Source organism: Cupriavidus sp. Met-2, assembly GCF_049843575.1.
Taxonomy (GTDB): domain Bacteria; phylum Pseudomonadota; class Gammaproteobacteria; order Burkholderiales; family Burkholderiaceae; genus Cupriavidus; species Cupriavidus metallidurans.
In genome coordinates this window covers 289305-314639 of the sequence record NZ_JBBHZL010000001.1, presented here as the reverse complement: position 1 = coordinate 314639, position 25335 = coordinate 289305, and the positions used below count along the sequence as shown (strand labels likewise).

The following is a 25335-nucleotide window of genomic DNA, read 5'->3' as shown; positions in this document are numbered from 1 at the left end:
TCCCCACAGCCATGATCAAGCAAGCTCTTCTCTCCGTTTCAGACAAAACCGGCATCGTCGACTTCGCGCGCGAACTCAATGCGCTTGGCGTCACGCTGCTTTCCACCGGCGGTACCGCCAAATTGCTGGCCGAGGCCGGCCTGCCTGTCACGGAGGTGGCCGATTACACGGGCTTCCCCGAGATGCTCGACGGCCGCGTGAAGACGCTGCACCCGAAGGTTCACGGCGGCATTCTGGCCCGTCGCGACCTGCCGGAGCACATGGCAGCCCTGGCCGAGCACAACATTCCGACGATCGACCTGCTGGTGGTGAACCTGTACCCGTTCCAGCAGACCGTGGCCAAGGATGACTGCACGCTGCCGGACGCCATCGAGAACATCGACATCGGCGGCCCGACCATGCTGCGCTCGGCGGCCAAGAATCACCGCGACGTGACCGTGATCGTCGATCCGGCCGATTACGCGGTGGTACTCGGCGAGATGCGCGCCAATGGCAACAGCGTCGGCTACGACACGAACTTCCGGCTGGCTACCAAGGTGTTCGCCCACACCGCCCAATACGACGGCGCAATCACGAACTACCTGACCAGCCTCGGCGCCGACAAGTCGCACCAGGCCCGCAGCGCCTACCCGCAGACGCTGAACCTGGCCTTCGAGAAGGTCCAGGAAATGCGCTACGGCGAAAACCCGCACCAGTCGGCCGCGTTCTACCGCGACCTCAAGGCCTTTGACGGCGCGCTGGCCAACTACGTGCAGTTGCAGGGCAAGGAACTGTCCTACAACAACATCGCCGATGCCGACGCCGCGTGGGAATGCGTCAAGTCGTTCGACGCCGCCAACAGCGCCGCATGCGTGATCATCAAGCACGCCAATCCGTGCGGCGTGGCGGTTGGCGCGAACGCGCTGGAAGCCTACGACAAGGCCTTCAAGACCGACTCGACCTCGGCCTTCGGCGGCATCATTGCCTTCAACGTCGAACTGGATGAAGCCGCCGCGCAAGCCGTGGCCAAGCAGTTCGTGGAAGTGCTGATCGCCCCGTCGTTCAGCGCGGCCGCGCGCAACGTGTTCGCCGCCAAGCAGAACGTGCGTCTGCTGGAGATTCCGCTGGGCAAGGGCGTGAATCAGTACGACCTGAAGCGCGTGGGCGGCGGCCTGCTGGTGCAGGGCCCGGATGCGCGCAACGTGCAGCCGTCCGAACTGCGCGTGGTGACGCGCCGTCATCCGACGCCGAAGGAAATGGACGATCTGATGTTTGCCTGGCGCGTGGCCAAGTTCGTCAAGTCGAACGCCATCGTGTTCTGCGGCAACGGCATGACGCTGGGCGTGGGCGCGGGTCAGATGAGCCGCGTGGACTCGGCACGCATCGCCAGCATCAAGGCCCAGAACGCCGGCCTCACGCTGGCGGGTTCGGCCGTGGCATCGGACGCGTTCTTCCCGTTCCGCGATGGTCTGGACGTGGTGGTCGACGCTGGCGCGACTTGCGTGATCCAGCCGGGCGGCTCGATGCGCGACGATGAAGTGATCGCCGCCGCCGACGAGCGCGGCATCGCCATGGTGTTGACCGGCACGCGCCACTTCCGCCACTAAAACGGTAGCGAGGGCACATCGCTGCCCTCGCCCCGACGCCTCTCCCGCGCTACGGGAGAGGCGCGCAACCCCCTCCCCTGCGGCGTAATCCTCTACACTACGCCCATCTCCCCCTGCCCTTGCTTCATGCGTATTCTCGGCATCGACCCCGGTTTGCGAACCACTGGCTTTGGCGTGCTCGAAAAGCACGGCAACAAGCTCGCCTATGTCGCGTCGGGCACGATCCGCAGCAATGGCGAGACCAGCCTTCCCGAACGCCTGAAGACGCTCTACGACGGCATCTCCGAAGTCGCGCGGACCTACGCGCCAGACTGCGCAGCAATTGAAAAGGTCTTCGTCAACGTCAATCCGCAATCGACCCTGTTGCTCGGCCAGGCACGCGGCGCGGCGATCTGCGGGCTGGTCGGACAAGGGCTGCCTGTATTCGAATACACCGCGCTGCAGCTCAAGGTGGCCGTGGTCGGATACGGCCGGGCCAACAAGGAGCAGGTTCAGGAAATGGTGATGCGGCTGCTGTCGCTGTCCGGCCGTCCGAGTTCCGATGCGGCCGATGCGCTTGGCGTGGCGATCTGCCATGCCAATGGCGGCGACACCCTCGGCACGCTGGCCGGGCTGGCGCCTGAGCTGGCGCGCAAGGGAATGCGCGTGCGGCGCGGCCGGCTGGTCGGCTGATTCGTCGCCGGCGAATCGATGCCGATCGATTGCCATTTTCAGAGCAGCGCCTACGGATGCCCGCTACAGCCGGCGTTTACAATCGTCGTTCGTGACACCGTCAGGACTGCACCGATGCATCATCCGTTCATCACCCGATTCACGCTTGCCGCGCTGACCGCTGGCCTCATTGCCGGCTGCGCGGCGCCGCCTCGTGCGCCCACGTCCACTGCTGCGCGGGAGGCGCCATCCACGGCATACGCTACCACCAGCGCTGCGCCGAAGCCCGTGCTGATCATCGGCCATCGCGGCGCTAGCGCGCTGCGGCCAGAACACACGCTGGCGTCCTATCAGAAGGCGATCGACGACGGCGCCGACATCATCGAGCCCGATCTCGTGGCAACGAAGGACGGCGTACTGGTGGCGCGGCACGAAAACGACATCACGGGTACCACCAATGTGGCCGAGATGCCGGAGTTCGCCGACCGCAAGCGTGTGAAGGTCATCGACGGCGAGCGGCTGACCGGCTGGTTCACCGAGGACTTCACGCTGGCCGAACTGAAGACGCTGCGCGCCCGGGAGCGGATTCCGAAGCTGCGTCCCGCCAATGCAAAGCTCAATGACCAGTTCGAGATCCCGACATTCGACGAAATCCTGAAGCTCGCCGAGCTGGCCGCCATGAAGCGTGGACGCCCGGTTGGGATCTATCCCGAACTCAAGCATCCCACTTACTTCCGCGGTATCGGTCTGCCGCTGGAGGAGCGACTCGTGACTGCGCTGCAGGGCAGCGCCTATGCGAAGACCGTGCCGGTGTATGTGCAGTCGTTCGAAGCCGCGCCGTTGCGCACCGTCAAGCGATTGCTGGGTAACTCGATGCCCAACGTGATGATCGTCCAGCTTATCGGCAATCCGCGCAGCCGTCCCGCGGACTGGCGACTGGCAGGTGATACGCGCACGTACGCCGACATGTTGAAGCCGATCGGCCTTCGCGAAGTGGCCACCTACGCCAACGGCATCGGCCCCGAGAAGAACAGCGTGATCCCGCGCGACGCCAGCGGCAATCTCGCCTCGCCGACCGCGCTACTCGCCAACGCCCACGCGGCGGGCCTGGTAGTGCACCCTTACACATTCCGGCCCGAGAACGCGTTCCTGCCGAAATCGCTGCGTGCGCCCGGTGACGATGCCACACGCAACCCGGCCGGCATGATCAGCGAGATCCAGACCTTCGCAGCCGCGGGTGTCGACGGCGTCTTCACCGACGACCCGGCGCTGGGTCGCCGCGCCGTGGATCCCCCCGCCAACGGCGGCCATTAAGCACGCTGGCCGCGCTACACTTGCGGCCAATTTCGCTTCTCCATCGCACCCACCATGATCGGACGTATCGCTGGCACCCTGCTCGAAAAGAATCCCCCGCATCTGCTGGTCGACTGCCATGGCGTCGGCTACGAGATCGATGTGCCGATGAGCACGTTCTACAACCTGCCGGCGATCGGCCATCCCGTAACGCTGCTGACCCAGCAGATCGTGCGGGAGGACGCGCACCTGCTCTTCGGCTTTGCCACGGCCACCGAACGCAATACATTCCGGGAGCTGATCAAGATCACCGGCGTCGGCGCGCGCATGGCGCTGGCCGTGCTGTCTGGGCTGTCGGTGCCGGAACTGGCGCAGGCCGTGACGATGCAGGAAGCGGGCCGACTGACCAAGATCCCGGGCATCGGCAAAAAGACAGCAGAGCGGCTGCTACTGGAGCTCAAGGGCAAACTCGGCGCGGATCTTGGCCATGCTCCCGGCGCCACACCGCTGGCCGATAGCGCCGTCGACATCCTCAACGCGCTGCTCGCGCTCGGCTACTCGGAGAAGGAGGCCGCGCAGGCCATCAAGCAGGTGCCGGCCGGCACTGGCGTGTCCGACGGTATCAAGCTTGCGCTGAAGGCGCTGTCGAAAGGCTGAGGACGCATCGCGAACGGCTCGGGGCGGGGGGGCGCAGCGTAGAATGGCGGCAAATTGCTTCTGACTGCCATGATTGAAACCGACAAGCTGACCGGCGCCGACCGCCTGCCCGACCGCGTGATCTCGGCCACGCCCGCTTCCACGCAGGAAGAAGCGTTCGAGCGGGCGCTACGGCCCAAGCTGCTCGACGAGTACGTCGGTCAGGAGAAGGTGCGCGGCCAGCTCGACATCTTCATGCACGCGGCCCGCAAGCGCCGCGAGGCACTGGACCACGTGCTGCTGTTCGGGCCGCCCGGCTTGGGCAAGACCACGCTGGCCCACATCATCGCGCGCGAGATGGGCGTCAATCTGCGCCAGACATCGGGGCCGGTGCTCGAGCGCCCGGGCGATCTGGCCGCCCTGCTGACCAACCTCGAAGCCCACGACGTCCTCTTCATCGACGAAATTCACCGTTTGTCGCCGGTGGTCGAGGAAATCCTGTACCCGGCGCTGGAGGACTACCAGATCGACATCATGATCGGCGAAGGTCCGGCGGCCCGCTCGGTCAAGCTCGACCTGCAACCCTTCACGCTGGTGGGCGCCACCACGCGCGCGGGGATGCTGACCAATCCGCTGCGCGACCGTTTCGGCATCGTGGCGCGGCTCGAGTTCTACACCCCGGACGAGCTCGCACGCATCGTCGCTCGCTCGGCGCTGTTGCTGAATGCCGCCATTGACCCGGCCGGCGCATTGGAAATTGCCCGCCGCGCGCGCGGCACGCCCCGGATCGCCAATCGGCTGCTACGTCGCGTGCGTGACTTTGCTGAAGTGAAAAGCGACGGAACGATCACTAGAGAGCTGGCCGATGCCGCACTGGAGATGCTCGACGTGGATAGCGTTGGCTTCGACCTGATGGACCGCAAGCTGCTGGAAGCCGTGTTGCATAAATTCGACGGTGGCCCGGTCGGCGTGGACAATCTGGCCGCAGCGATCGGCGAAGCCCGCGACACGATCGAGGACGTGCTGGAGCCCTACATGATCCAACAGGGCTACCTGCAGCGGACGCCGCGAGGACGTATGGCGACAGCCGCCGCCTACCGCCATTTCGGGCTGGCATCGCCCCGCGACGGTGGCGCCGATCTCGCCGAAGGGCTCTGATTTTCCGCATCCCGCCCAAGGCCGTTCCACGGCCTTTTTTTGCGCCTCCAGATGCCCCGGCGACCGCCAGGCGCGCCATTTAAACGTTTTAGCACCCCGTCGCAAATTTTTTCGAAGTGGATTGCTGGCCTCTGGCCGCTTGTCCACAATGGCTGCATCCCCTTTAATTACAGGTGCGCGTTTGCGCCATAAGGATCAGAAATGAATTTGCGAGCCAAACCAACTTCCCTGATCTCCGTACTTGCCGCGGCGGCGGCCCTGGCGATCGGCGCGACGGGCGTGGCGCACGCGCAAAAGCCGCAGGCAAAGACGCCGGCGCCGATCGGCGTGGCCGAGGAAGCCGTGGTCAGTGGCAAGGTGGTCGATGTCGATCCGCAGTCGAAGGCCGTACTCGTCCAGGGCCCGCGCGGCAATCTGGTCGAACTCGTGGCTGGCGATGAAGCCAAGAACATCGGCAACGTGCACAAGGGCGATATCGTGACGCTCACGCGCGGCGCGGCGGTGGTGGCAGCGCTCCAGCCGGTGGACAGCAAGGACACCCCGCTGCTGGAGCAGGTGGAACGCGTTTCCCACGCCGCCGAGGGCGGCAAGCCTGGCGTGATGCGTGAAATCACGACCACGATCACCGCTCAGATCACCAAGGTAGACGTGGCAAAACGTATGGTGACCTTCCGCGGCCCGCGTGAAACCCTGCGTACCGTGAAGGTGCAGGACCCGAATATCGACCTGGCGAGCATTAAGCAGGGCCAAATGGCCAAGATTGTTGTGCGCGAAGTGGTGGCCATCACCGTCAAGTCGCCGAATGCCGGCTGATTTTCAGCCGGAGAATCCACCTGCCATCCCAATCAGGAGAACAACAATGAATCGACGCAACTTTGTCACCCGTATGGCAGGTTCCGGCCTGCTCGTCGCTACCGCCATGGCTGCAGGTTGCACGACCACGGGCTCCAGCGATTCGAAAGACGCGGCCGCGCGGCGCCAGGAAATCGATGCCGGCGCCGACGGCGCGCTGAACCGGCTGTTCACGTCGGTCAATGGCTCGCGCGAACTAGCCGACAAGGCACAGGGCATTCTGGTGTTCCCGCGCGTGCTGGCCGGTGGCCTGGTGATTGGCGGCGAGTACGGCGACGGCGTGCTGCGCAGCAAGGGCGCGAATGTGGGTTACTACCGCACGCTCGCCGCGTCGTTCGGCCTGACGGCTGGCGGCCAGTCGCGCTCGGTGATCATCATGTTCATGACGCCGGAAGCCTACAACAAGTTCTTGCAGGCCAAGGGCTGGACTGCTGGCGTCGATGCCAGCGTGGCACTGGCCAAGGTCGGCGCGAACGGCAAGGTGGATACGGTTACTGGCCAGCAGCCGGTGATCGGCTTCGTCCAGACCAATGCCGGCCTGATGTTCGACGTTTCACTGGACGGGTCCAAGATCAGCAAGCTGGACCTGTAATTCGCAGGGTCTCTCCTCCTCTGCGATTGGACAACTCCCGGCCGTGGCCGGGAGTTTTTTATTTCACGATGACTCCAGCACCGAATTTCGCTGGACTACGCCGCAGCCCGATACAGCAGGTTTATCAATGGGTTAGGCGAGTTCAACATATGACGGTGCTTTCTGAAACCTGACCCGGCTTCCGTCCGCTTGGCCCCCATTTGGCTCTTGGAAACGGGTCTTTCCGAGGAGTCATCATGGCTAAGATCAAGCTCACCAAGACCGCCGTTGATGCGGCGCAACCCCAGGCACAGGCCGTCGAACTACGGGATACAGTGGTGCCCGGCTTTTTGTGCAAGATCACCCCGGCGGGCCGCAAGGTGTTCATGCTCCAGTACCGGACGAACACCGGGGAGCGCCGCAAGCCCGCCCTGGGCCTGTTCGGGGAACTGACCGTGGAGCAGGCCCGCGTCATGGCGCAGGACTGGCTGGCCGAGGTTCGCCGGGGCGGCGACCCTGGCGGTGCCAAGGCCGAGGCACGCAAAGCGCCGACGGTCGAAGCGTTGTGCAAGAAGTTCATGGAGGACTACTCCAAGAAACGCAATAAGGTCAGCACGCAGGAAGGCTATCAGGCGGTCATCGACCGCAATATCGTCCCGCTGCTGGGCCGCAAGAAGGTTCAGGACGTAAAGCGGCCCGACATTGCCGGGCTGATGGAAAAGCTTGCCTACAAGCCGGCCGACGCGAATCACACCTTCGGCGTGCTGCGTAAGATGTTCAACATGGCCGAAGTGTGGGGCTTCCGCCCGGATGGCACCAATCCCTGCCGACATGTCCCCATGTTCCCGGCCGGCAAGGCTACCCGTCTCATCAATGACGAGGAAATGGCGCGCATCTTCCGCCATTTGGAGCATCTGGAGGCCGAGGGGCTGGAGAACTACGTCATTCCGCTGGCGATCCGGCTGCAATTCGAGTTCGCCGGTCGCCGTTCCGAAATCTGCAAGCTCGAATGGGACTGGATCGACTTCCAGAACCGGCGCGTCGTCTGGCCCGACAGCAAGACCGGCGGCATGTCCAAGCCTTTGAGCGAAGAAGCCCACCGGCTGCTTTCGACTGCCCCTCGCCGGGAAGGTAGCCCCTACGTTCTGCCGTCGCCCAACGACCCGACCAAACACCTAACCTATGGCGAGCACTACGGCGGCTGGACTCGGGCGCTCAAGGCAGCTGGCGTGCCGCACGTCGGCACGCATGGTATCCGCCACCGCTCCGCGACCGATATTGCCAATTCGGGTATCCCGGTCAAGGTCGGCATGGTGCTGACGGCGCACAAGACCGTGGCGATGTTCATGCGCTATGTCCACACCGAGGACAAGCCGGTTCGGGAAGCGGCCGAACTGGTGGCGAGCCGGCGCAAGACGATCACCGGCACCAAACGCCCCCCTGCTGCGGAGGCGACGGCATGACCAGGCGCAAGGAATCCATCGCGTCGCCTACAGCGCCTTCGGCGCTGCTGGGCGACATTCGGGCGCTGATCGAAGCTGCGCGCAAGCGCGCCGCTTCGGCGGTGAATAGCGAGCTGTCGATGCTCTACTGGCGCATCGGCCAGCGCATCCATACGCAGGTCTTGGAAGGTCGGCGGGCCGACTACGGCGAGGAAGTCGTGTCCACGCTGGCGGTGCAACTGGTGAAGGAGTACGGCGGCAGCTTTTCGGTCAAGAATCTGCGCCGGATGGTGCAGTTCGCCGTCGCCTACCCGGACGAGCGAATTGTCGTATCACTGATACGACAATTGAGCTGGACGCACTTCATCGCCTTGATTCCGCTGAAAGACCCGCTTATGCGGGACTACTACGCGCAGATGGCGAGCGCCGAACGCTGGAGCGTGCGGACGCTGCGCGAGCGCATTGACTCGATGCTGTACGAGCGCACGGCGCTGTCCCAAAAGCCCGAAGAAACCATCGCGCAGGAGTTGGCGACCCTGCGCGATGCGCAACGCATGACGCCGGCGCTGGTCATGCGCGACCCGTACATTCTCGACTTCCTGGGCCTGCGGGATAGCTGGCAGGAAGGCGACTTGGAAGCCGCGATCATCCGCGAAATGGAAGCCTTCCTGCTGGAGCTTGGCGCGGGCTTTTCCTTCGTTGCCCGGCAGAAGCGCATCCCGATTGACGACGAGGATTTTCACCTTGACCTGCTTTTTTACAACCGCAAGCTGCGGCGGCTGGTGGCCGTCGAATTGAAGATCGGAGAGTTCAAGGCAGCGTACAAGGGGCAGATGGAGCTTTACCTGCGCTGGCTGGACAAGCACGAGCGGGAGCCGGAAGAAGCCTCGCCGCTGGGAATCATCCTCTGCACGGGCAAGAAGCGCGAACAAATCGAACTGCTGGAATTGGACAAGTCGGGCATCCACGTCGCCGAGTACCTGACCACCTTGCCGCCGCGTGCGGTGTTGGGCGAACGGTTGCAGCAGGCGACCGAGCGGGCGCGCTTACAGATCGAACAGCGCACACAGGACACGAAGTAGGCCAAGCAGCATTCGTGCGTCCTGGCGTGCCGCCGTCGGGTTCGCGGGCTGCACCCCGCGTTTCGCTCCGAATCACAGTCATCCCGTTTGCCTACCCGCATGCGCCTGATGCCCAGCACACCCAGGTGCATGACGTAGCGCCCTCCTGATTCTGCGCAGGATCAGGCAGACAGGATTTGCCCCGCTATGGCGGCCAGCACAACCACCAGCACCGGCGGCAAGCGTCCATAGACCAGCAGGCCGAAGGCGGCCAAGGCCAGAGCGAAATCGGTGCGTCCGTGGATGGCGCTCGTCCATACCGGGTCGTAGAGCGCGGACAGCAGGATGCCGACCACGCCTGCGTTGATACCCGCCATTGCAGCCTGGATGCCCTGGCGGTGGCGCAGCCGCTGCCAGAACGGCAGCGTGCCGATCAGCACGAGGAAGGCCGGCACGAAGATCACGACCAGCAGCACCAGTCCACCAAGCCAGCCGTGCAAGGGCCAGTCGGCCACAGTGCCGAGATAGGCCGCGAAGGTGAACAGCGGCCCCGGTACGGCCTGCGCCGCACCGTAACCGGCCAGGAAATCGGCATTGCCGACCGCGCCGGTCGAGCCGGTGACTGCTTGCAGCAGCGGCAACACAACATGGCCGCCACCGAACACCAGTGCGCCGGCGCGGAAGAAGCCGTCGATCAGCGCAGCCATCGTCGAGCCGCTGGTCGCCGCCCACAGCGGCAGACCAAGCAGCAACGCGGCTAGCAAGCCCAATGCCATCGCGCCTGTACGGCGCGACACCGCATATGAGGCCAGGTGCGCTGCCGGCAGCGGCGGCAGTTGCAGCCACCAGCGACCGATCAGGCCCGTCATGACGATGGCCGCGACTTGCACCCAGGCCGACGGCAGCAATAGTGTCAGCAACGCGGCCAGGATCGCTAGCGCGGCGCGGGGCCGGTCGGGGCACAGCGTTTTCGCCATGCCCCACACCGCTTGCGCCACCACGGCGACGGCAACCACTTTCAAGCCATGCACCCAGCCGGCTTCAGCGAGCGCGTGGTATTCGGAAATGCCGTAGGCGAACAGGATCAGTACGAGCGCCGAGGGCAACGTGAATCCGACCCAAGCCGCCAGTGCGCCCCACCCACCAGCACGGCCCAAGCCAAGCGCCATGCCGACCTGGCTGCTGGCCGGCCCCGGCAGGAACTGGCACAGCGCGACCAGATCGGCGTAGCTGCGATCGTCCAGCCAGCGGCGACGCTCGACGAACTCCGTGCGGAAGTAGCCCAAGTGCGCGATTGGCCCGCCGAAGGAGGTCAGCCCCAGCCGCAGAAAAACCAGAAAAACGCGCCAGGCGTTGTCGCGCTCTGCGGCTGGCTCTGGCATCAAATCGACTCCTGTTTCATGCGCTTGGACAACGCTTCGGCGCTTTCCTTGCGCTCGCTGTACCGATCCACCAGATACGGTGCCGCGTCGCGCGTGAGCAGCGTGAACTTCATCAGTTCTTCCATCACGTCCACAATGCGGTCGTAATAGGCCGAGAGCTTCATGCGCCCGGTTTCATCGAACTCCTGATATGCCTTGGCGACCGAAGACTGGTTCGGGATGGTCAGCATCCGCATCCAGCGACCCAGCACGCGCATCTGGTTGACCGCATTGAATGACTGCGAGCCGCCTGATACCTGCATCACTGCCAGCGTCTTGCCCTGGGTCGGGCGCACCGCTCCGGAAGACAGTGGAATCCAGTCGATCTGCGTCTTCATCAGGCCGGTCATCGCGCCGTGGCGCTCCGGCGAGCACCACACCATGCCTTCCGTCCATTGCGCCAGTTCGCGCAGTTCCTTGACCTTCGGATGATCGTCGCCGGCATCGTCCACCAGCGGCAGGCCCGACGGGTTGAAGAACCGTGTTTCGCCGCCGAGCGCACGCAGGATGCGCGCCGCTTCTTCGGCGGCAAGGCGGCTGTACGAGCGCTCACGCAGCGAACCGTAGAGCAGCAGGAAGCGCGGCGCGTGCGTGGCGCGTTCGGGTGTCAGGAGCCGTTCCTTGTCCGGCTGCTGGAACAGCGTGGCATCAAGGTTCGGCAGGCCGATACGAGTATCAGACACGCTGCCCCTTTGCATCCACTACCGCCTCGCCGTCTTCCTTGTTGAACGCGCCGCGCTGCGGATTCGGCAGAATGTCCAGCACGGTTTCCGAGGGGCGGCACAGCTTCGTGCCCAGAGGCGTGACCACGATGGGCCGGTTCATCAGGATCGGATGTTGCCCGATGGCATCGAGCAACTGATCATCCGTCCATTTCGGGTCGGCCAAGCCCAACTCCGCATAGGGCGTGCCTTTCTCGCGCAGCACCTCGCGCGCGCTCAGGCCCGCGTCCGCCAACAGCTTGACCAGCGTTTCACGCGTCGGTGGCGTCTTCAGGTACTCAATGACCGTGGGTTCCTCGCCGCTGTTGCGAATGAGGGCCAGCACATTGCGCGAGGTGCCGCAGTTCGGGTTGTGATAGATCGTGATGTTGCTCATGGGTTTCTCTCAGTTCGTTGCGTGGCCGCGCTCGTACCAGCCGCGCGAGCGGTTGACCACGCGCACCACCAGCAGCATCACCGGCACCTCGATCAGCACACCCACCACGGTGGCCAGCGCCGCGCCGGAATGGAAACCGAACAGGCTGATGGCCGCGGCCACGGCCAGCTCGAAGAAGTTGCTCGCGCCGATCAGGGCCGACGGGCCGGCGACGCAGTGTTGCTCGCCTGTCTTGCGGTTGAGCCAATAGGCCAAGCCGGAATTGAAGAACACCTGGATCAGGATCGGCACCGCCAGCATGGCGATGACCAGCGGCTGTTGCAGGATGGCCTGACCCTGGAAGGCGAACAGCAGCACCAGCGTCAGCAGCAGCGCGGCGATGGACAGCGGGCCGATGCGTTCAAGGGCGCGGTCAAATGCGGCCTGGCCCCGGCGCAGCAGCGCCCGCCGCCAGAGCTGCGCGACGATGACCGGGATAACGATGTAGAGCGCCACCGATATCAGCAGCGTGTCCCACGGCACGCTGATGGCCGACAAGCCCAGCAGCAGGCCGACGATGGGCGCGAAGGCGAACACCATGATGGTGTCGTTCAGCGCCACTTGCGACAGCGTGAACACCGGATCGCCACCCGTCAGCCGGCTCCAGACGAACACCATCGCCGTGCAGGGCGCGGCGGCCAGCAGGATCAGGCCGGCCACGTAGCTGTCGAGTTGGTCGGCCGGCAGCCACTCGGCGAAGACGTGCCGAATGAAGATCCACGCCAGCAGTGCCATCGAGAACGGCTTGACTGCCCAGTTGACGAATAGCGTCACACCGATGCCGCGCCAGTGCTGTTTGACCTGGCCGAGCGCACCGAAATCCACCTTGAGCAGCATTGGGATCACCATGACCCAGATCAGCACGCCGACCGGCAAATTGACTTGGGCGACTTCCATGCGGCCGATGGCCTGAAACATGCCGGGCGCGAACTGGCCGAGCGCGATGCCGGCGACGATGCACAGCAGCACCCACACGGTCAGGTATCGCTCGAACACGCTCATGGCAGGTGCGGCCGGAACGCGGCTGGCGGAGGCACTGGCGGTCATGGCAGCCTCACTTGCGGCCAATGTCGTGCAGCTCGCGCTGCAAGGACATGGCATCGAGGCGCTGGAGGGGCAGCGACAGGAACAGTTCGATGCGCCGGCGCAGCGTGATGGCCGCGTCCATGAACGCCTTGCGCTGTTGTTCCTCGGTGCCTTCGACGGCGGCCGGGTCGGGCACGCCCCAATGCGCCGAGACGGGCTGGCCCGGCCACAGCGGACATGCCTCGCCGGCGGCGTTGTCGCAGACGGTGAAGATGAAGTCGAACACCGGCGCACCGGGAACCACGAATTCGTCCCAACTCTTGCTGCGGTAGCCCGTGGTCGGCAGGCGCAGGCGCTCCAGCGTGGCGAGTGCCAGCGGATGCACTTCGCCCTTCGGGTGGCTGCCGGCCGACCAGGCACGGAAGCGGCCTTGGCCCAGCTCATTGAGCAAGCCTTCGGCGAGGATGGAACGGGCCGAATTTCCCGTGCAGATGAACAGTGCGTTATAGGTGGTGTCGGTCATGGCTTCAGCAGTTGCAGTTAGGGGGTTCGGAAACCTCGCAGACGCCGCCCTGGCAGCAATGCTCGGTCAGGTAGCCGATCAGGCCGTTCATGTGACCGTACTCGGCGCGGTAGATCAGGTTGCGGCCCTGCTGCTCGATGGAAACGAGGCCAGCGTGGGCCAGTTCCTTCAAGTGGAAGGACAAGGTATTGCGGGCCACGCCGAGCTGATCGGCGAGGACGCTGGGCGTGCGTCCTTCCGGCCCGGCGATGACCAGGGCGCGGAATACACGCAGTCGTTGCGTGTGGGCCAGCGCACTCAGGGCGGAAACGGCTTGATCTTCATTCATTATTCGATGATACAACAATTATGGAATCAATAAAAAGAAGAAAGGAAAACACGGCTTGGTGGCGTCCCGGCGTGCCGCCGCCGGGTTCGCGGGCTGCGCCCCGCGCTTCGTGCCGAATCGCGGCCATCCGGCTTTGACCCCTGACGCCTTCGGCCCTGGCGGGCCTGCGCGTTCCGCTTGCACAAAGGCGGGTGTGTGCATTGGACGGGTGTGGGCGGTCTTGCTGTTCCCTTCACCGTATCACGGCGTTCTCGCCGTCAAGGGCTTCGGGCCGATGGCCCTTGCGTCCTGGCGGCCGTCTTACGCCCCCTGACTGCTTGCGCTGCGCCGTGCTTCCCACGGTTCCGGGCAATTCCGCCCGAGCAACCGGAGCACGATCATGTCGCAACTGTCCTTTTCCTCGTTCGATTCCTCGCTGATGGTGCGTGACGCGCAGGGCCGCTACCTGCTGGCGACCGCCGAGCAAATTCTGGAGGCCGCGCGCCAGGCCATCGAGCGCAAGATGCAACGCGGTACGTCGTTCACGTCGCCGGCGGCGGTCAAGGAGTACCTGCGCGCCAAGCTGGCCGGCTTCGAGCATGAGGTGTTCGCGGTGCTGTTCCTCGATACGCACCATCGGTTGATCGAATACGCCGAGATGTTCCGAGGCACCATCGACGGCGCATCGGTGTACCCGCGCGAGCTGGTCAAGGAGGCGCTGCGGCATAACGCGGCGGCGGTCATCGTTTCGCACAATCACCCGAGTGGCAACCCCGAGCCATCGCAGGCCGACAAAGTGCTTACGCAGCGGCTTAAGGAGGCGCTGGGGCTGGTGGACGTGCGCGTGCTGGATCACGTCATCGTCGCGGGCACCGACACCACATCGTTTGCCAAACGCGGCCTGATCTGACCGCAGGGGGCTTCGGCCCCTTTTTGCTGCGCCCGGTGGCCCAGCACTAGCTAGTCCTCGCAGGTCTGATGCTCAGGCCGCCGCAACCTGAACCATCTCGTCGTAATGTTTCTTGTCCACTTCCTCCATCCACTGAAAAATGTGCCCAATGACGCTATGGCTTTCGCCAGCCAAGTTCTCTGCCGACTCCTCTGTTATCTCTATTACGTCGCTATGCGAATATTTATTGATAAAGCGGTAAATTTTCTCTTTGAGTTCTGGCGTCGTAACGGCGCAACCCTTCAGCCCAACATCCATTAGCTGGCTGATGTTGCTCCTCCGCATTGGGTATTTAAAGGTGAAAAACGACTCCAAAAGCTTGCGTGCGAGGTTCGCCGTCAAGAATGCTTCATCTCTGTTAAGAGTCGTATGTGCCCTGTATTCGTAGAGCTTCTTGAAGATATAGTGGTACTCCGAACCATAATTCTTCAGAGAGTCGTCGGCATCCACGAGTAAGGAGTGGCGGGGGGAGCCGGGTGGCGCATCCAAGCGATAAAAGAAACAATTCTCGGCCTTGCCTTTGTCAACTCGGTTCCGATTTGTTCCAGTGAACCAGTCTCTCACTAGCTTGAAGTACGTGAAGTTATGAGTCAACACAAAAAGTTGTTTAGCTTCAGCGCATTGAGTTCTTAGAAACGAATAGGCATGAAACAAGTGATTTGAATCGAAACTTGAGACCGGATCATCAACGACGACAATCGTGTCCTTGATGTTGTTTCCGTTCTCTTTGAGCTTCGTGATGAAGTACACAAATGCAATCGCAGTCTTCTCACCTTCGCTCAAATTCCCATCATGCTCACCCACTCCATTTCTGATGATCTCATAGCCTTTCTTCTTTTGATTGAAGCTCAAGCAAAGCTCTGAGCGGCCAATGAAGCGATGCAATATGTCGTTGAACTCCTTAGCCCCAACCGTCTCATTCGAGAGCAGCGCCTCTATGGCTCCGACCTCTTGACCAAGTTTTTCAATTGCTGTGTGATCGTTCTTTGCTTCTGATTCTAGGTCATTGCATTTCTTCTCACTGCCAGCATAGTCAAATTCTTGCACCTCAGCCGCCGCAAAGTGAAGCTCCAGTGCCACTTTGCTTTTTGAGGTTTCAGCTTTGAAGTTTGAAGTCTTGTTGTTGTGCTTTCCGACGAGCGTGACGATCGACTTCAGGATCTCATTGAAGCTCTTGACGTCCTCTTCAAGCACGTCCGAGATTTGAATGTCTGTCTTTGCAGGGTCTGTAATTTTTGCTTTCAGAGCTTCCCGCCATCCTTCGATTTGCTGGTCGATCTTATTAGCAGCAGATGTGTATTCCTTCTGAAGCCTCTCAGCCTCGGCCGTTAGCTCTTTATAAAACTCCGTCGTTGCGGGCAAATGATTAGCCGGAGCGCCCTGAGATTCAATCCAAGTTGCGGCACTCTGAAGTTGATTCTGAAAATCCGTGAATTCTTTGCTGAAGTGGGCAGCAAGTGTCTCGGCACGAAGCTGGGTGAACGGGGAGCCGCAGAACTCGCAGGATTGTGAGTCATGGTGTTTATGGATTTCCAGGCCAGTTTGAACCCATTCACGGATGTCCGGGTTATCAGTCAATCGCTGGACAGCTTGATTGACTGCCGTAGTCCCAATCAAGTCCCTGATGCGACCTGCTGCCTTCTTAAAGTAGTCCGGCTCAATGGCCGTTGAAGCGAAAGTGATGGTTGGAAGCTGATCTGGCTTGGCGGCATTCGTAAGGTCGATAACCTTGTCATCTGGAAGAACCGACTCAGCTTTGATAATGGCCTCGCCATTGCTCTGAATGAAAGCAGAGAGCTTTCGGCGGTCGTAATTCAGGTAGTAGCTATCGCTTGTATCAATCGCCTGAAGTCCTAGCTTCATTTTCTTAGCGGCATTGGTTAGAAATTTCTCCAGTGCTTCACGCTGCTTCTTGATATCGCTTTGTTTTTCGGCGTGAGCTTTATTTTTCGACTGAAGATCTCCTTTTAGCTTCTCCAGTTTTTGCAAGTCATCAATCTTCTCTTTCGCAATGAGAAGAATGCTTTTTACAGATTTATCCCAATCAATGTTCTCATGCACAAATCGTTGATTGAAGACGTGGATATTTAACTGGGATGAAGGGAGTGTGGTTTCCGTGATCGTCGAGCCATCCTCCAAAGCAACTGAAAACTGGCCTGCACTGAAGCGCGGAACCATCGAGCGAAGTTCAAAACAAGAGAACAGATTCGATAAGGTGGACTTGCCTGTTCCGTTCCAGCCATAGACCAGGTTGTACCGACCAAACTGCTGGATCTTCGTTCCATTGAAGTCGCTGAAGATGCCGAACTGCTTGAGACGATTAATGCAGACGATCATTTGTCGGGCCTCCGTGTTCTTGCTTTAGCAAAATTTTCTTGCAAAACAAATAATAAGCGAAGAGTTCTCTTGCGTCTCCGCTTCGCGGACCGCGCTGCTCCAGGTTCGCTATTCGCTCATCCCTGACGGGACTGGCGTCCGCCAGCCTTCCACATCCCTGACGCCTACGGCCCGGCTTCCAGCTTCGGGCCTGCGCGCTTCGCTTGCGTGCGGTTCGGCACACAGGGACGGCCGTTGCCATGTCCAGCCGTCTCCCCTGACTTCATCACCTTCTCCGCGACCGTAGCCCGCTCCCGTGTGCCGTCAAGGCGCGCAGGGCCGTGTCCTCGGCTGCGCCTGCGGGCCGCACCAACCCTGCGCTTGTCTCCTTGACGGCCCCCGTCCGCGCGCTCCTTTGGCCGCGGGCGATGAACTCAGGAAAGACGGTGGCAACAGGGCCAACCGGGTTCCTCGTGCCAACCGCACAGAACAGCCGAAAGGCTGGGCTCCGAATCTAGGAATCCGGTGTGCGGTGTGAACAGCAAACCCTTTTCGTCAGGAGAAAGACCATGCAACTCGCATCCCGCTTCGCTTCCCGTTCCCCCTCGCTGCGCAGCGATTACCCGCTGACCGATGACCAGATTCACCGCGTAGCGCCGTCCATCTTCGCGGACGCGCCGCATGAAAGCCGTTCGCAGCGGTACGCCTATATCCCCACCGCCGCCGTGCTGGCCGAACTTCGCAAAGAAGGGTTTCAGCCCTTCATGGTTTGCCAGACCCGCGTGCGCGATGAAGGCAAGCGCGAGCATACGAAACACATGCTGCGCCTGCGCCATGCCAGTCAAATCAACGGCGCGGAAGCCAATGAAATCGTGCTGCTCAATTCCCATGACGGCACCAGTTCTTACCAAATGCTCGCGGGCATGTTCCGGTTCGTTTGCAGCAATGGCCTTGTCTGCGGCGACACCGTGGCCGATGTGCGCGTGCCCCACAAGGGCGACGTTTCCGGGCACATCATCGAAGGCGCTTACGAAGTCTTGCGCGGTTTCGACCGGGTGAAGGATTCCCGCGATGCCATGCGCGCCATCACGCTGGACGAAGGCGAAGCCGAAGTGTTCGCCCGTTCCGCGCTGGCCCTCAAGTACGACCCCACCGACAACAAGCCCGCGCCCATCACCGAATCGCAAATCCTGATGCCGCGCCGGTTCGACGACCGCCGCCCGGACTTGTGGAGCGTATTCAACCGCACCCAGGAAAACCTGACCAAAGGCGGATTGCATGGCCGCAGCGCCAACGGACGCCGCCAGCAGACCCGCCCGGTGCAGGGCATTGATTCCGATGTGCGCCTGAACCGCGCCCTCTGGATGCTGGCCGATGGCCTGCGCCAGTTGAAAGCCTGATTCCCCACGCGGCAGGGGCAGGCAGCAGCCCTTGCCGCTTTCTTCGCTGCTACATCCCTGAACCGATAGGAGTTATCACCATGAACGCAGTTACCCAAACCGAAGCACGCGCCCTCAACACCACCGCTGCTATCCCGCTGGAAGCCGCCGACCCGACCAAGAACCTGATTTTGGTTCCGCTGTCGCGGCTGGTGTCGCGTCCTGCTGGCCGCAACGTGCGCAAGACCCCGCGCATGTCCATCCCCGAACTGTCCGCATCCATCGCCCGCGTGGGGCTGCTGCAAAACCTCATCGTCATTGCCGCCGCCGATGGCGAGCATTACGAAGTGGTGGCCGGTGGCCGCAGGCTGGCCGCGTTGAAGCTGCTGGCGAAGAAGCGCCGCATCAGCAAGGAATGGGACGTGCCTTGCCTGCTGGTGGCCGATGGCACCGCCCGCACGGCCAGCCTCACCGAGAACGTGCAGCGCGAAGCCATGCACCCCGCCGACCAGTTCGAGGCATTCGCGGCGCTGGTGGCCGAGGGCCGACCCATCGAGGACATTGCGGCAGATTTCAGCGTGTCCCCGCTGGTGGTGCAGCGCCGCTTGAAGCTGGCGAACGTCTCGCCCCGCCTGCTGGCCGACTACCGCGCCGAAGCCGTGACGCTCGACCAGTTGATGGCGCTTGCCATCACCGACGATCACGCCGCGCAGGAAAGTGCGTTCTACGACGCGCCGACGTGGCAGCGCAACCCTTCGCAATTGCGCGACCGCCTCACCGAGCGCGAGATTGACGCATACCGGCATCCGCTGGTGCGTTTCGTGGGGCTGGACACCTACGAAGCCGCAGGCGGCGGCATTCGCCGCGATCTGTTCGCGGAAGGCGATGCGGGCGTGTATCTGACCGATGCCGCGCTGCTGGAACGGCTGGCGGAAGACAAGCTGGCAGGCATCGCCGCCGAGGTGAAGGCCGAAGGCTGGGCGTGGGTGGATGCCACCCCCGCCGTGACCCATGCCGACCTGCACGCCTTCCAGCGTGCGCCGAGGGAGCGGCGCGAGCCGAACAAGCGCGAAGCGCAGCGCATCGAGAAGCTGCAAGCCAAGATGCACGAACTGGCCGCAGCCGTGGATGACGCGCTGGATGCCGAGGACGAGGAAAAGGCCGACGCGCTGCAAGAGGAAGGCGAAACCGTGGGCGAGCAGTTGCAGGCGCTGGAAGATGGCTTGCAGGACTACGGCGCGACCGTGAAGGCCGCAGCCGGTGCCATCGTCACCATCGACCGCAACGGGCAGGCCGTGATTCATCGCGGGCTGCTGCGCGAAGCCGAAGCGAAGGCGCTGCGCACGCTGGAACGCCTACGCCAAGGTTTCGGCAGCGAAAGCGAAGCCGGGAACGACGACGAAGGCGAGGACGACGAGCAGCCCAAGACCGCCGCCATGTCCGACAAGCTGGCGCAGCGGTTGAGCGCCCACCGCACCGCCGCGCTGCAAATCGAAGTCGCCCGGCATCCGCAAGTGGCGCTGGCCGCGCTGGTGCATGGCATGGTGCAGACCGTCTTGCAGGGCAGCCACTACGGCCACGACCTGCCGCTGGGCGTGCGCCTGACCGTGAAAGACCAGTTGGACGGCATGGCCCCCGACATACCGGATTCGTCCGCCGCCGTGGCGCTGCGCAAGTTGCAGCAGGTCGCAGGCGAAGGCTTGCCGGAGGACAGCGCCGAACTGTTCGCCGTGCTGCTAGCGAAGTCGCAAGATGAACTGGTGCGGCTGCTGGCGGTATCCGTGGCCGTCACGGTGGACGTGGTGACACCCCGCGCCACGCAGCAGCAACCGGGCGCGGAACTGGCGCAGGCTGTCGGCTTGGACATGGCCGCATGGTGGAAGCCCACCAATGAGGGTTATTTCCGGCATGTGCCGAAGGCCGCGATTCTGGCGGCCGTGGAGCAGTACGCCCCGGCGCACGTTACCCGGTTGGCGAAGTTGAAGAAGGCCGACATTGCCAGCGAAGCCGAGCGGCTGGCGGATGGCACCGGCTGGATGCCTGCCATCTTCAAGGCCGAAGGCACCGACGACACCACGGCGCAGGATGCGCCGCAGGCCGTGACGAACGACGAGCCGGAAGCCATCGACAACGACGACGAGCAGCAGGCCCACGCACTCGCCGCCTGACCTTCACCACCACCGAGCGCCCCGGTTTCGGCCGGGGCGCTTCGCTGTTCCATCAGCATCGGCCCCAGGCCGTTCCGCCCTGGTGCCGATGGTCAAAAATCCGGGCGCGGCGGTGGCCGCCCCCGGTTTCCAAGCCCAAAGCCAGAACGCCCCTTCGCCGCCTTCGGGCGGACGGCGAAGGGGCGGCGCACAAGTGACCTTGTGCGCGGGAAACCCTCGAAGCCCATAAGTGCGTCGGCGCACAGCGCCGACGACATTCCGAACGCGCCCCGCCGCAATGGGCGGAGCTTGTGGGGCTACGCCCCGGCTTGCTGCCGCAGGTTGCACGAAAGCGTGCCGTCCTCGACGCTGGCAGTTCGTCGCCTGTATGTCACGAAGGACGGTTCACCGACATGTCGCCCGGTCTTGCAATGGAGCTTCCACGCCACGCCTCATGCAAAGGGCCGCAAGCAGCGGCAGGGGCGCTTGCGCCCTTGTCGCCGGGTGTTGTCCTTGCCCGTGTCGGGGCGCAGGCCGGTGAAGCCGTCGCACGGGGATGCCGAGTCGGCCATGTCTCCATTTGGGAGCGGGCGGCCAGTACGTCCTTGTGTTGTTGTGAATCCTGGCGGTGGCTGGGCTTCATGGCCGCAACCTTGCAGCGAAAACAATTTCCCCTGCGCTGTGCGCATTCCTCGCGGGACAAATTCTTTTCGCTTCCAGGTTCTCCACGTTGTTGCGACCGCTGCGCGGTGCGGCCAGCCCATCCCCCGCCGGACGGATCACAACAAGGACGCACTGGCGCGACCTTGTTCAACCCGAAAGGAGAAATCATCATGGCAAACATCGGCACCTTCACCGCAGAGAAAGACGGCTTCACCGGCCAGCTCCGCACCCTGACCCTCAACGTCAAGGTCAAGCTGGTTCCCAACGACAAGGGCGAGAACGAAAGCGCCCCGGACTTCCGCCTGCAAGCGGCCGGCCACGACTTCGGCGCGGCGTGGAAGAAAACCAGCGAGGCGGGGCGGGATTACCTGTCGGTGGCCATCGACGATCCTTCGTTCCCGGCAACGGTCTATGCCCGCCTGATCGAAGGCGAGAACGGCACGCACGAGCTGATCTGGTCGCGCAGCAAGCCCAAGGCGGCCTGACGGCCGCCCACCGCGCCCCGCCCATTGCGGCGAGGCGCGGTGCTGCTGATCGCAGCACCGCACGCACAGGGTTTCGCTGGTTGCTTCATGCCCGGCATGTCCTGGGCTGGCGTTGCATCAGTGATGACCCGATGGTTCGACGCCCGTAGCAGCAGGAACAGCATGGCGTGTCGGCGCGTTGCGCCGCCGGGCTTTCGGGCTGCGCCCCGTGCCGGCAAGCCGTCACGGCCATTCGGCTTCAATCCCTCACGCCTTCGCGCCTTGCTTGCGGGCATTCAGTCGCGTTCTTTCAGCACGGCCTCAAACTCCTGGCGCACCTGCGCCAGCAGTTCATCGACCTTGTGCGCTTCGTCGCCGGCGTAGGCCAGCGTCAACAGCGTCAGCGGATGCACTTCCATGACCTCGCACAGCTCGGTCAGCTTGTGCAGGGTCGGACTTTTCAAGTCGCGCTCCAGCGTACTCATATAGGTGCGGCTGGACACGTCGGAGAACGCTTCCTGGCTCAAGCCTCGCGCCTTCCTGACTGTCCGTATTGCCGTTGCCAATGAGTGTTTCGCTGTCACTAACTTGGTTTCCCCATAAAAACCAAGATGACAGCCCATTGCGCCCTATAGGGCTACAATCTATAGTGTTCATTCATGGCTGAAAGGCCCGCTTTCGTGCTTTCACGGAAATCCGCAGATGCGGATTCCGACAGAACCGGGGAATCGCATCCGTGTCTTTCCGGCTTCCGACAATTCCGCTTCGGCGCTTCTGTTCTTCTACGGATGCGATGGCTTGCACATCGGTGCTTCCACACGAATGCACGGATGTGTTTCGGCAGTTCTGCGCTTCGGCACCAAAGCGCATTCGCGCATCGTCGGTTTCGTGGAGAAGCTGCCCATGACCCTGCCGCTTGTCACCGCTGATGAACGCGCCCGGCTGCTGGCCCACGGCGCGGCGCTCGCCGCTGGTCAGCGGCTCGACCCGCTGCCCGTGGTGCGCTTGTTCACCCCGGACGCGCATGTGACCTGGCTGCTGGTGTCGCTCGACCCGGCGGATGGCGACACGGCCTACGGCCTGATCGACCTCGGTATCGGTATGCCTGAGCTCGGGATGGTCAAGCTGTCCGACCTGGCGGGCATCGTCGGGCCGCGCAAGCTGCCGGTGCGGCGGGATCGGTATTTCCAGGCGGTGCGCCCGTTATCGGAGTACGTCCGGCTGGCGCAGGAGAACGGCGCGATCACGGACTGATGAAAACCAGCGCGGCCTAGCCAGCCGGGGCGCATCGTGACTATTTCAATCTTGATCAAGACCGTGCAGGTCTGAATCCGCATTCTTGCACCGAAGTGGTGCGATCCTGTTGAAAACAGTCCTGATCTTGGGCGCGGGCTGCGGCACGGTGTTCGGTGCTGCGCGTCATTTTCCTGAAGGCGTAGCCGTCGCATTCAGACGATTTCCGCAACACGCAGGAGCCAAATGGTCTTGACACCGACAGTTACAGCCTAACCAATTTTGATGACGACCTGATGGCATTTCGATAGTTCCCGCATCGCGGAAAGCGTGGCGACGCATCCCAAACAGAGGGAGGTTTCGCCATGACTGATCGCAGCGCCGAACACTGGTATCCGACAGCGGCCTATCTCTACGTTCTGCACCTTGACGGCCCTGCGCTGGCGTGGGAATACCTGCGCCGAAATCCCGACTACCGCCGCGACTGGCTGCGCCGCCGCCGCCGGCCGGACACGGCGCAGGCGTGGGGCCTGCGCCTGCTGGAAGACCCAGCCCTGGATGCGCGCGACGCGCATCCGGCCTGGTTTCCCGATCACGATGCCGTCGTGCAGGTTTACCCGGACGATGACCCGCCACCCGAAGCCCATGCCTTTGAGTTCTGGCGCGTCCCTGGCCGCAAGCAACTGATCCACGACGGCAAGCGCCTGGTGCTGGTGTCGCATTGGCCCGGCTGCTGCCTGCGGCTCGCGCTCGCGCCGGGCCTGGAAGACGGCATGGCCTACCTCTACGCCACCCGCGCCTGCGCCACGCCCTGCGCGCGCTATCGCACGCTCGCGTCCGAGCTGGACGCATTGGCCGTGGCCACGGTTGCCGCGCCTGCGGCGGCGGCCCGTTCCAGGCCCACGACGGCCGCGGTGCTGGAACTGCACACCTTGCAGACGCTCGACGCGACCCTGGCGGGCGCGTCATTGCGCGAAGTGGCCGAAGGGCTGTTCGGCGCCGATGCCGTCGCCGCCGACTGGCACAAGGATAGCGCCTTACGTGCCCGCGTGCGGCGGCTGGTACGTCGTGGCGATGCGCTGATGCGTGGCGGCTATCGCCGCCTGGCACAGCTTCCGCCGCCGTTGCAGTAGGGGGGGACGTTTCGCGTCCCCCGCAGATCGTCCCTTAGCAAGCAGCCTCGCTTTCTTGAAAGTGCCTCTAACCGGCCGCGTGGTGTGGCCGGGCTTGATGGAGGTACATCCCATGCGACCCGCTCCCTTGCGGCCTGCCGCCACTGCTGTCGCTGCGCCTGCGCAGCCCCAACGCTACCTGACCAACGACGAAGCCGCCGAGTACCTGCGCCTGTCGCCACGCACGCTGGAGAAACAGCGCGTGATCGGCGGCGGCCCGAAGTTCCGCAAGTTCGGCCGCCGCGTCATGTACGCGGTGTCCGACCTCGATGCCTGGGCCGACCAGCGCAGCTACGAGGCGACTTCCGACCCGGAATATGCCGAACGCCACGCGGGCGATTACCGTGATGGCCGCTGATCGCTGGCGCGTGGGTGGCCGTCGCCATGTCCAGCCCGCCAGGGCAAGCCTTGCAGCGCGAACAGCTCGACCTGTTCCGCGCGCTGCCGGGCGACATGGCACCCCGCGACAGCCAGGACTTGATGGCCTTTCCGTTCTTCTCGCTGGCGAAGTCGCGGCGTACCGCGCCGATCGACTTCCGCGCCGGCGGCATCACCATCCGCGTGGAGGGTACGCAGGAGCACGGCATCGCAACGATATGGGATGCCGACCTGCTGATTTGGGCCGCCTCACAGATCGTGGAGGCGCGCGACGCGGGCTTGCGCCCGTCGCGCTGGATACGCGCCACTCCCTACGAGATCCTGCGCTTCATCGGGCGCGGCACGTCTCTCAACGACTACCTGCGCCTGAAAGCCGCGCTCGACCGGCTGCAATCGACCACGGTGGCCACGTCCATCCGCGAAACCACGGGAAGGCGATTGCATCGCTTCTCGTGGATCAACGAGTGGAAGGAACTGGCCGATGCCAGCGGCGTGCCGCTGGGCATCGAACTGATCCTGCCGGACTGGTTCTATGCGGGCGTGCTCGATGCCGCCTTGGTGCTGACCATCGACCCAGCCTATTTCCGCTTGAAGGGCGGGATCGAGCGCTGGCTGTACCGCCTGGTGCGCAAGCACGGCGGCAAGCAGCCGGGCGGCTGGCAATTCGACTTCCGGCACCTGCACCGCAAGTCGGGCAGCGCTGCGCGCTTCTCCGACTTCGCTTACGACCTGCGCGTCCTGGTGGCGCGGCAGTCGCTGCCCGGCTACGTCCTGGGCATCGAGCGAATGCCGGACGACGGACAAGAACTGCTGACCTTCCGGCCCGTGCTGCACACGGCACGGGGATAACTCGGGGAAAAGGTGTGGACGGCCTCGTGCTATCAGGAGTACCGGGTATCGTGCTATCGGGAGTACGCCTATCGTGCTATCAGGAGTACGAAAACGCCGGAAAGCCAATAACGGCGCGGGT

Annotated in this window: 25 protein-coding genes; 17 read left to right on the top strand and 8 right to left on the bottom strand. The window is 63.3% G+C overall.

What is annotated here, in order from left to right; genetic code table 11:
• Positions 1–11 precede the first annotated feature (11 nt).
• From purH to WD006_RS01495, 9 genes are all read left to right on the top strand, one after another.
• Positions 12–1586, top strand: coding sequence for a bifunctional phosphoribosylaminoimidazolecarboxamide formyltransferase/IMP cyclohydrolase (purH, locus tag WD006_RS01535; RefSeq protein WP_011515301.1), 1575 nt, complete (start codon positions 12–14; stop codon positions 1584–1586).
• Positions 1587–1712: 126 nt separating this feature from the next.
• Positions 1713–2258: a crossover junction endodeoxyribonuclease RuvC gene (ruvC, locus tag WD006_RS01530; protein WP_008646027.1), complete on the top strand. Its 546-nt coding sequence runs from the start codon at positions 1713–1715 to the stop codon at positions 2256–2258.
• Between the two features lie 114 nt (positions 2259–2372).
• A complete protein-coding gene (locus tag WD006_RS01525; RefSeq protein ID WP_011515300.1) occupies positions 2373–3551 on the top strand; it encodes a glycerophosphodiester phosphodiesterase in 1179 nt (392 codons plus the stop codon).
• A gap of 54 nt (positions 3552–3605) precedes the next feature.
• Entirely contained in the window at positions 3606–4187 is a 582-nt protein-coding gene (gene ruvA, locus WD006_RS01520) for a Holliday junction branch migration protein RuvA (RefSeq protein ID WP_011515299.1), read from the top strand.
• Positions 4188–4256: 69 nt separating this feature from the next.
• On the top strand, positions 4257–5324 hold the full coding sequence (gene ruvB, locus WD006_RS01515) for a Holliday junction branch migration DNA helicase RuvB (RefSeq protein ID WP_011515298.1): 1068 nt from the start codon (positions 4257–4259) through the stop codon (positions 5322–5324).
• A gap of 201 nt (positions 5325–5525) precedes the next feature.
• Entirely contained in the window at positions 5526–6137 is a 612-nt protein-coding gene (locus WD006_RS01510) for a hypothetical protein (protein WP_011515297.1), read from the top strand.
• 46 nt (positions 6138–6183) lie between these two features.
• Positions 6184–6768 carry a BPSL1445 family SYLF domain-containing lipoprotein gene (locus tag WD006_RS01505; protein WP_011515296.1) on the top strand — a complete coding sequence of 195 codons (585 nt, stop codon included), beginning with the start codon at positions 6184–6186 and terminating at the stop codon, positions 6766–6768.
• A 236-nt stretch (positions 6769–7004) separates the two neighbouring features.
• A complete protein-coding gene (locus tag WD006_RS01500) occupies positions 7005–8210 on the top strand; it encodes a tyrosine-type recombinase/integrase (RefSeq protein ID WP_034397972.1) in 1206 nt (401 codons plus the stop codon).
• Positions 8207–9271 carry a PDDEXK nuclease domain-containing protein gene (locus WD006_RS01495; protein WP_034397974.1) on the top strand — a complete coding sequence of 355 codons (1065 nt, stop codon included), beginning with the start codon at positions 8207–8209 and terminating at the stop codon, positions 9269–9271. The genes WD006_RS01500 and WD006_RS01495 overlap by 4 nt, the downstream gene beginning before the upstream one ends.
• A 161-nt stretch (positions 9272–9432) precedes the next feature.
• Here the strand turns inward: WD006_RS01495 and chrA are convergent, their stop codons facing one another.
• Genes chrA through WD006_RS01465 form a run of 6 tightly spaced genes read right to left on the bottom strand, consistent with a single transcriptional unit; the run spans position 9433 to position 13685 of the window.
• A complete protein-coding gene (gene chrA, locus WD006_RS01490; protein ID WP_034397976.1) occupies positions 9433–10632 on the bottom strand; it encodes a chromate efflux transporter in 1200 nt (399 codons plus the stop codon).
• Positions 10632–11369, bottom strand: a complete 738-nt coding sequence (gene arsH / locus WD006_RS01485) for an arsenical resistance protein ArsH (protein ID WP_169901184.1) — start codon at positions 11367–11369, stop codon at positions 10632–10634. The genes chrA and arsH overlap by 1 nt, the downstream gene beginning before the upstream one ends.
• Positions 11347–11769: an arsenate reductase (glutaredoxin) gene (gene arsC / locus WD006_RS01480; protein ID WP_034397978.1), complete on the bottom strand. Its 423-nt coding sequence runs from the start codon at positions 11767–11769 to the stop codon at positions 11347–11349. Before arsC ends, arsH begins: the two co-directional genes overlap by 23 nt.
• 9 nt (positions 11770–11778) lie before the next feature.
• Positions 11779–12855, bottom strand: coding sequence for an ACR3 family arsenite efflux transporter (gene arsB / locus WD006_RS01475; RefSeq protein WP_034397980.1), 1077 nt, complete (start codon positions 12853–12855; stop codon positions 11779–11781).
• Between the two features lie 7 nt (positions 12856–12862).
• Complete coding sequence (locus tag WD006_RS01470; RefSeq protein WP_060544805.1) at positions 12863–13357, bottom strand: arsenate reductase ArsC; 495 nt, start codon at positions 13355–13357, stop codon at positions 12863–12865.
• A gap of 4 nt (positions 13358–13361) precedes the next feature.
• Positions 13362–13685: an ArsR/SmtB family transcription factor gene (locus WD006_RS01465; RefSeq protein ID WP_060544806.1), complete on the bottom strand. Its 324-nt coding sequence runs from the start codon at positions 13683–13685 to the stop codon at positions 13362–13364.
• Between the two features lie 379 nt (positions 13686–14064).
• Here WD006_RS01465 and WD006_RS01460 point away from each other — a divergent pair, with 379 nt between their 5' ends.
• On the top strand, positions 14065–14574 hold the full coding sequence (locus tag WD006_RS01460) for a JAB domain-containing protein (RefSeq protein WP_048257694.1): 510 nt from the start codon (positions 14065–14067) through the stop codon (positions 14572–14574).
• 72 nt (positions 14575–14646) lie between these two features.
• On the opposite strand, the gene WD006_RS01455 is transcribed toward WD006_RS01460, so the two are convergent.
• Positions 14647–16950 (bottom strand): ATP-binding protein, encoded by a 2304-nt coding sequence (locus WD006_RS01455; RefSeq protein ID WP_060544807.1) that lies wholly within the window; start codon positions 16948–16950, stop codon positions 14647–14649.
• A 548-nt stretch (positions 16951–17498) separates the two neighbouring features.
• Between WD006_RS01455 and WD006_RS01450 the strand changes: the two genes are divergently transcribed.
• The 3 genes from WD006_RS01450 (at position 17499) to WD006_RS01440 (ending at position 21603) form a co-directional block, all read left to right on the top strand.
• Positions 17499–18329, top strand: a complete 831-nt coding sequence (locus WD006_RS01450; protein WP_060544808.1) for a DUF932 domain-containing protein — start codon at positions 17499–17501, stop codon at positions 18327–18329.
• A gap of 80 nt (positions 18330–18409) precedes the next feature.
• A complete protein-coding gene (locus tag WD006_RS01445; RefSeq protein ID WP_060544809.1) occupies positions 18410–20476 on the top strand; it encodes a ParB/RepB/Spo0J family partition protein in 2067 nt (688 codons plus the stop codon).
• An 812-nt stretch (positions 20477–21288) separates the two neighbouring features.
• On the top strand, positions 21289–21603 hold the full coding sequence (locus tag WD006_RS01440) for a DUF736 domain-containing protein (RefSeq protein ID WP_048257698.1): 315 nt from the start codon (positions 21289–21291) through the stop codon (positions 21601–21603).
• A gap of 275 nt (positions 21604–21878) precedes the next feature.
• Here the strand turns inward: WD006_RS01440 and WD006_RS01435 are convergent, their stop codons facing one another.
• Entirely contained in the window at positions 21879–22166 is a 288-nt protein-coding gene (locus WD006_RS01435; protein WP_072061696.1) for a helix-turn-helix domain-containing protein, read from the bottom strand.
• Positions 22167–22485: 319 nt separating this feature from the next.
• Between WD006_RS01435 and WD006_RS01430 the strand changes: the two genes are divergently transcribed.
• The 4 genes from WD006_RS01430 (at position 22486) to WD006_RS01415 (ending at position 25214) form a co-directional block, all read left to right on the top strand.
• A complete protein-coding gene (locus WD006_RS01430; protein WP_028699139.1) occupies positions 22486–22836 on the top strand; it encodes a DUF2958 domain-containing protein in 351 nt (116 codons plus the stop codon).
• Between the two features lie 344 nt (positions 22837–23180).
• Positions 23181–23948 (top strand): DUF2285 domain-containing protein, encoded by a 768-nt coding sequence (locus WD006_RS01425; RefSeq protein WP_060544810.1) that lies wholly within the window; start codon positions 23181–23183, stop codon positions 23946–23948.
• Between the two features lie 112 nt (positions 23949–24060).
• Positions 24061–24345, top strand: a complete 285-nt coding sequence (locus tag WD006_RS01420; protein ID WP_048257332.1) for a helix-turn-helix transcriptional regulator — start codon at positions 24061–24063, stop codon at positions 24343–24345.
• 26 nt (positions 24346–24371) lie between these two features.
• The gene (locus WD006_RS01415) at positions 24372–25214 is read left to right on the top strand and encodes a replication initiator protein A (RefSeq protein ID WP_004883059.1); all 843 of its coding nucleotides are present in this window, start codon (positions 24372–24374) and stop codon (positions 25212–25214) included.
• Positions 25215–25335 lie beyond the last annotated feature (121 nt).

Bases quoted from the DNA above. Each gene is read 5' to 3' on its own strand.
- purH (WP_011515301.1), top strand. From the start codon at position 12: ATGATCAAGCAAGCTCTTCTCTCCGTTTCAGACAAAACCGGCATCGTC.
- ruvC (WP_008646027.1), top strand. From the start codon at position 1,713: ATGCGTATTCTCGGCATCGACCCCGGTTTGCGAACCACTGGCTTTGGC.
- WD006_RS01525 (WP_011515300.1), top strand. From the start codon at position 2,373: ATGCATCATCCGTTCATCACCCGATTCACGCTTGCCGCGCTGACCGCT.
- ruvA (WP_011515299.1), top strand. From the start codon at position 3,606: ATGATCGGACGTATCGCTGGCACCCTGCTCGAAAAGAATCCCCCGCAT.
- ruvB (WP_011515298.1), top strand. From the start codon at position 4,257: ATGATTGAAACCGACAAGCTGACCGGCGCCGACCGCCTGCCCGACCGC.
- WD006_RS01510 (WP_011515297.1), top strand. From the start codon at position 5,526: ATGAATTTGCGAGCCAAACCAACTTCCCTGATCTCCGTACTTGCCGCG.
- WD006_RS01505 (WP_011515296.1), top strand. From the start codon at position 6,184: ATGAATCGACGCAACTTTGTCACCCGTATGGCAGGTTCCGGCCTGCTC.
- WD006_RS01500 (WP_034397972.1), top strand. From the start codon at position 7,005: ATGGCTAAGATCAAGCTCACCAAGACCGCCGTTGATGCGGCGCAACCC.
- WD006_RS01495 (WP_034397974.1), top strand. From the start codon at position 8,207: ATGACCAGGCGCAAGGAATCCATCGCGTCGCCTACAGCGCCTTCGGCG.
- chrA (WP_034397976.1), bottom strand. From the start codon at position 10,632: ATGCCAGAGCCAGCCGCAGAGCGCGACAACGCCTGGCGCGTTTTTCTG.
- arsH (WP_169901184.1), bottom strand. From the start codon at position 11,369: ATGCAAAGGGGCAGCGTGTCTGATACTCGTATCGGCCTGCCGAACCTT.
- arsC (WP_034397978.1), bottom strand. From the start codon at position 11,769: ATGAGCAACATCACGATCTATCACAACCCGAACTGCGGCACCTCGCGC.
- arsB (WP_034397980.1), bottom strand. From the start codon at position 12,855: ATGACCGCCAGTGCCTCCGCCAGCCGCGTTCCGGCCGCACCTGCCATG.
- WD006_RS01470 (WP_060544805.1), bottom strand. From the start codon at position 13,357: ATGACCGACACCACCTATAACGCACTGTTCATCTGCACGGGAAATTCG.
- WD006_RS01465 (WP_060544806.1), bottom strand. From the start codon at position 13,685: ATGAATGAAGATCAAGCCGTTTCCGCCCTGAGTGCGCTGGCCCACACG.
- WD006_RS01460 (WP_048257694.1), top strand. From the start codon at position 14,065: ATGTCGCAACTGTCCTTTTCCTCGTTCGATTCCTCGCTGATGGTGCGT.
- WD006_RS01455 (WP_060544807.1), bottom strand. From the start codon at position 16,950: ATGATCGTCTGCATTAATCGTCTCAAGCAGTTCGGCATCTTCAGCGAC.
- WD006_RS01450 (WP_060544808.1), top strand. From the start codon at position 17,499: ATGCAACTCGCATCCCGCTTCGCTTCCCGTTCCCCCTCGCTGCGCAGC.
- WD006_RS01445 (WP_060544809.1), top strand. From the start codon at position 18,410: ATGAACGCAGTTACCCAAACCGAAGCACGCGCCCTCAACACCACCGCT.
- WD006_RS01440 (WP_048257698.1), top strand. From the start codon at position 21,289: ATGGCAAACATCGGCACCTTCACCGCAGAGAAAGACGGCTTCACCGGC.
- WD006_RS01430 (WP_028699139.1), top strand. From the start codon at position 22,486: ATGACCCTGCCGCTTGTCACCGCTGATGAACGCGCCCGGCTGCTGGCC.
- WD006_RS01425 (WP_060544810.1), top strand. From the start codon at position 23,181: ATGACTGATCGCAGCGCCGAACACTGGTATCCGACAGCGGCCTATCTC.
- WD006_RS01420 (WP_048257332.1), top strand. From the start codon at position 24,061: ATGCGACCCGCTCCCTTGCGGCCTGCCGCCACTGCTGTCGCTGCGCCT.
- WD006_RS01415 (WP_004883059.1), top strand. From the start codon at position 24,372: ATGTCCAGCCCGCCAGGGCAAGCCTTGCAGCGCGAACAGCTCGACCTG.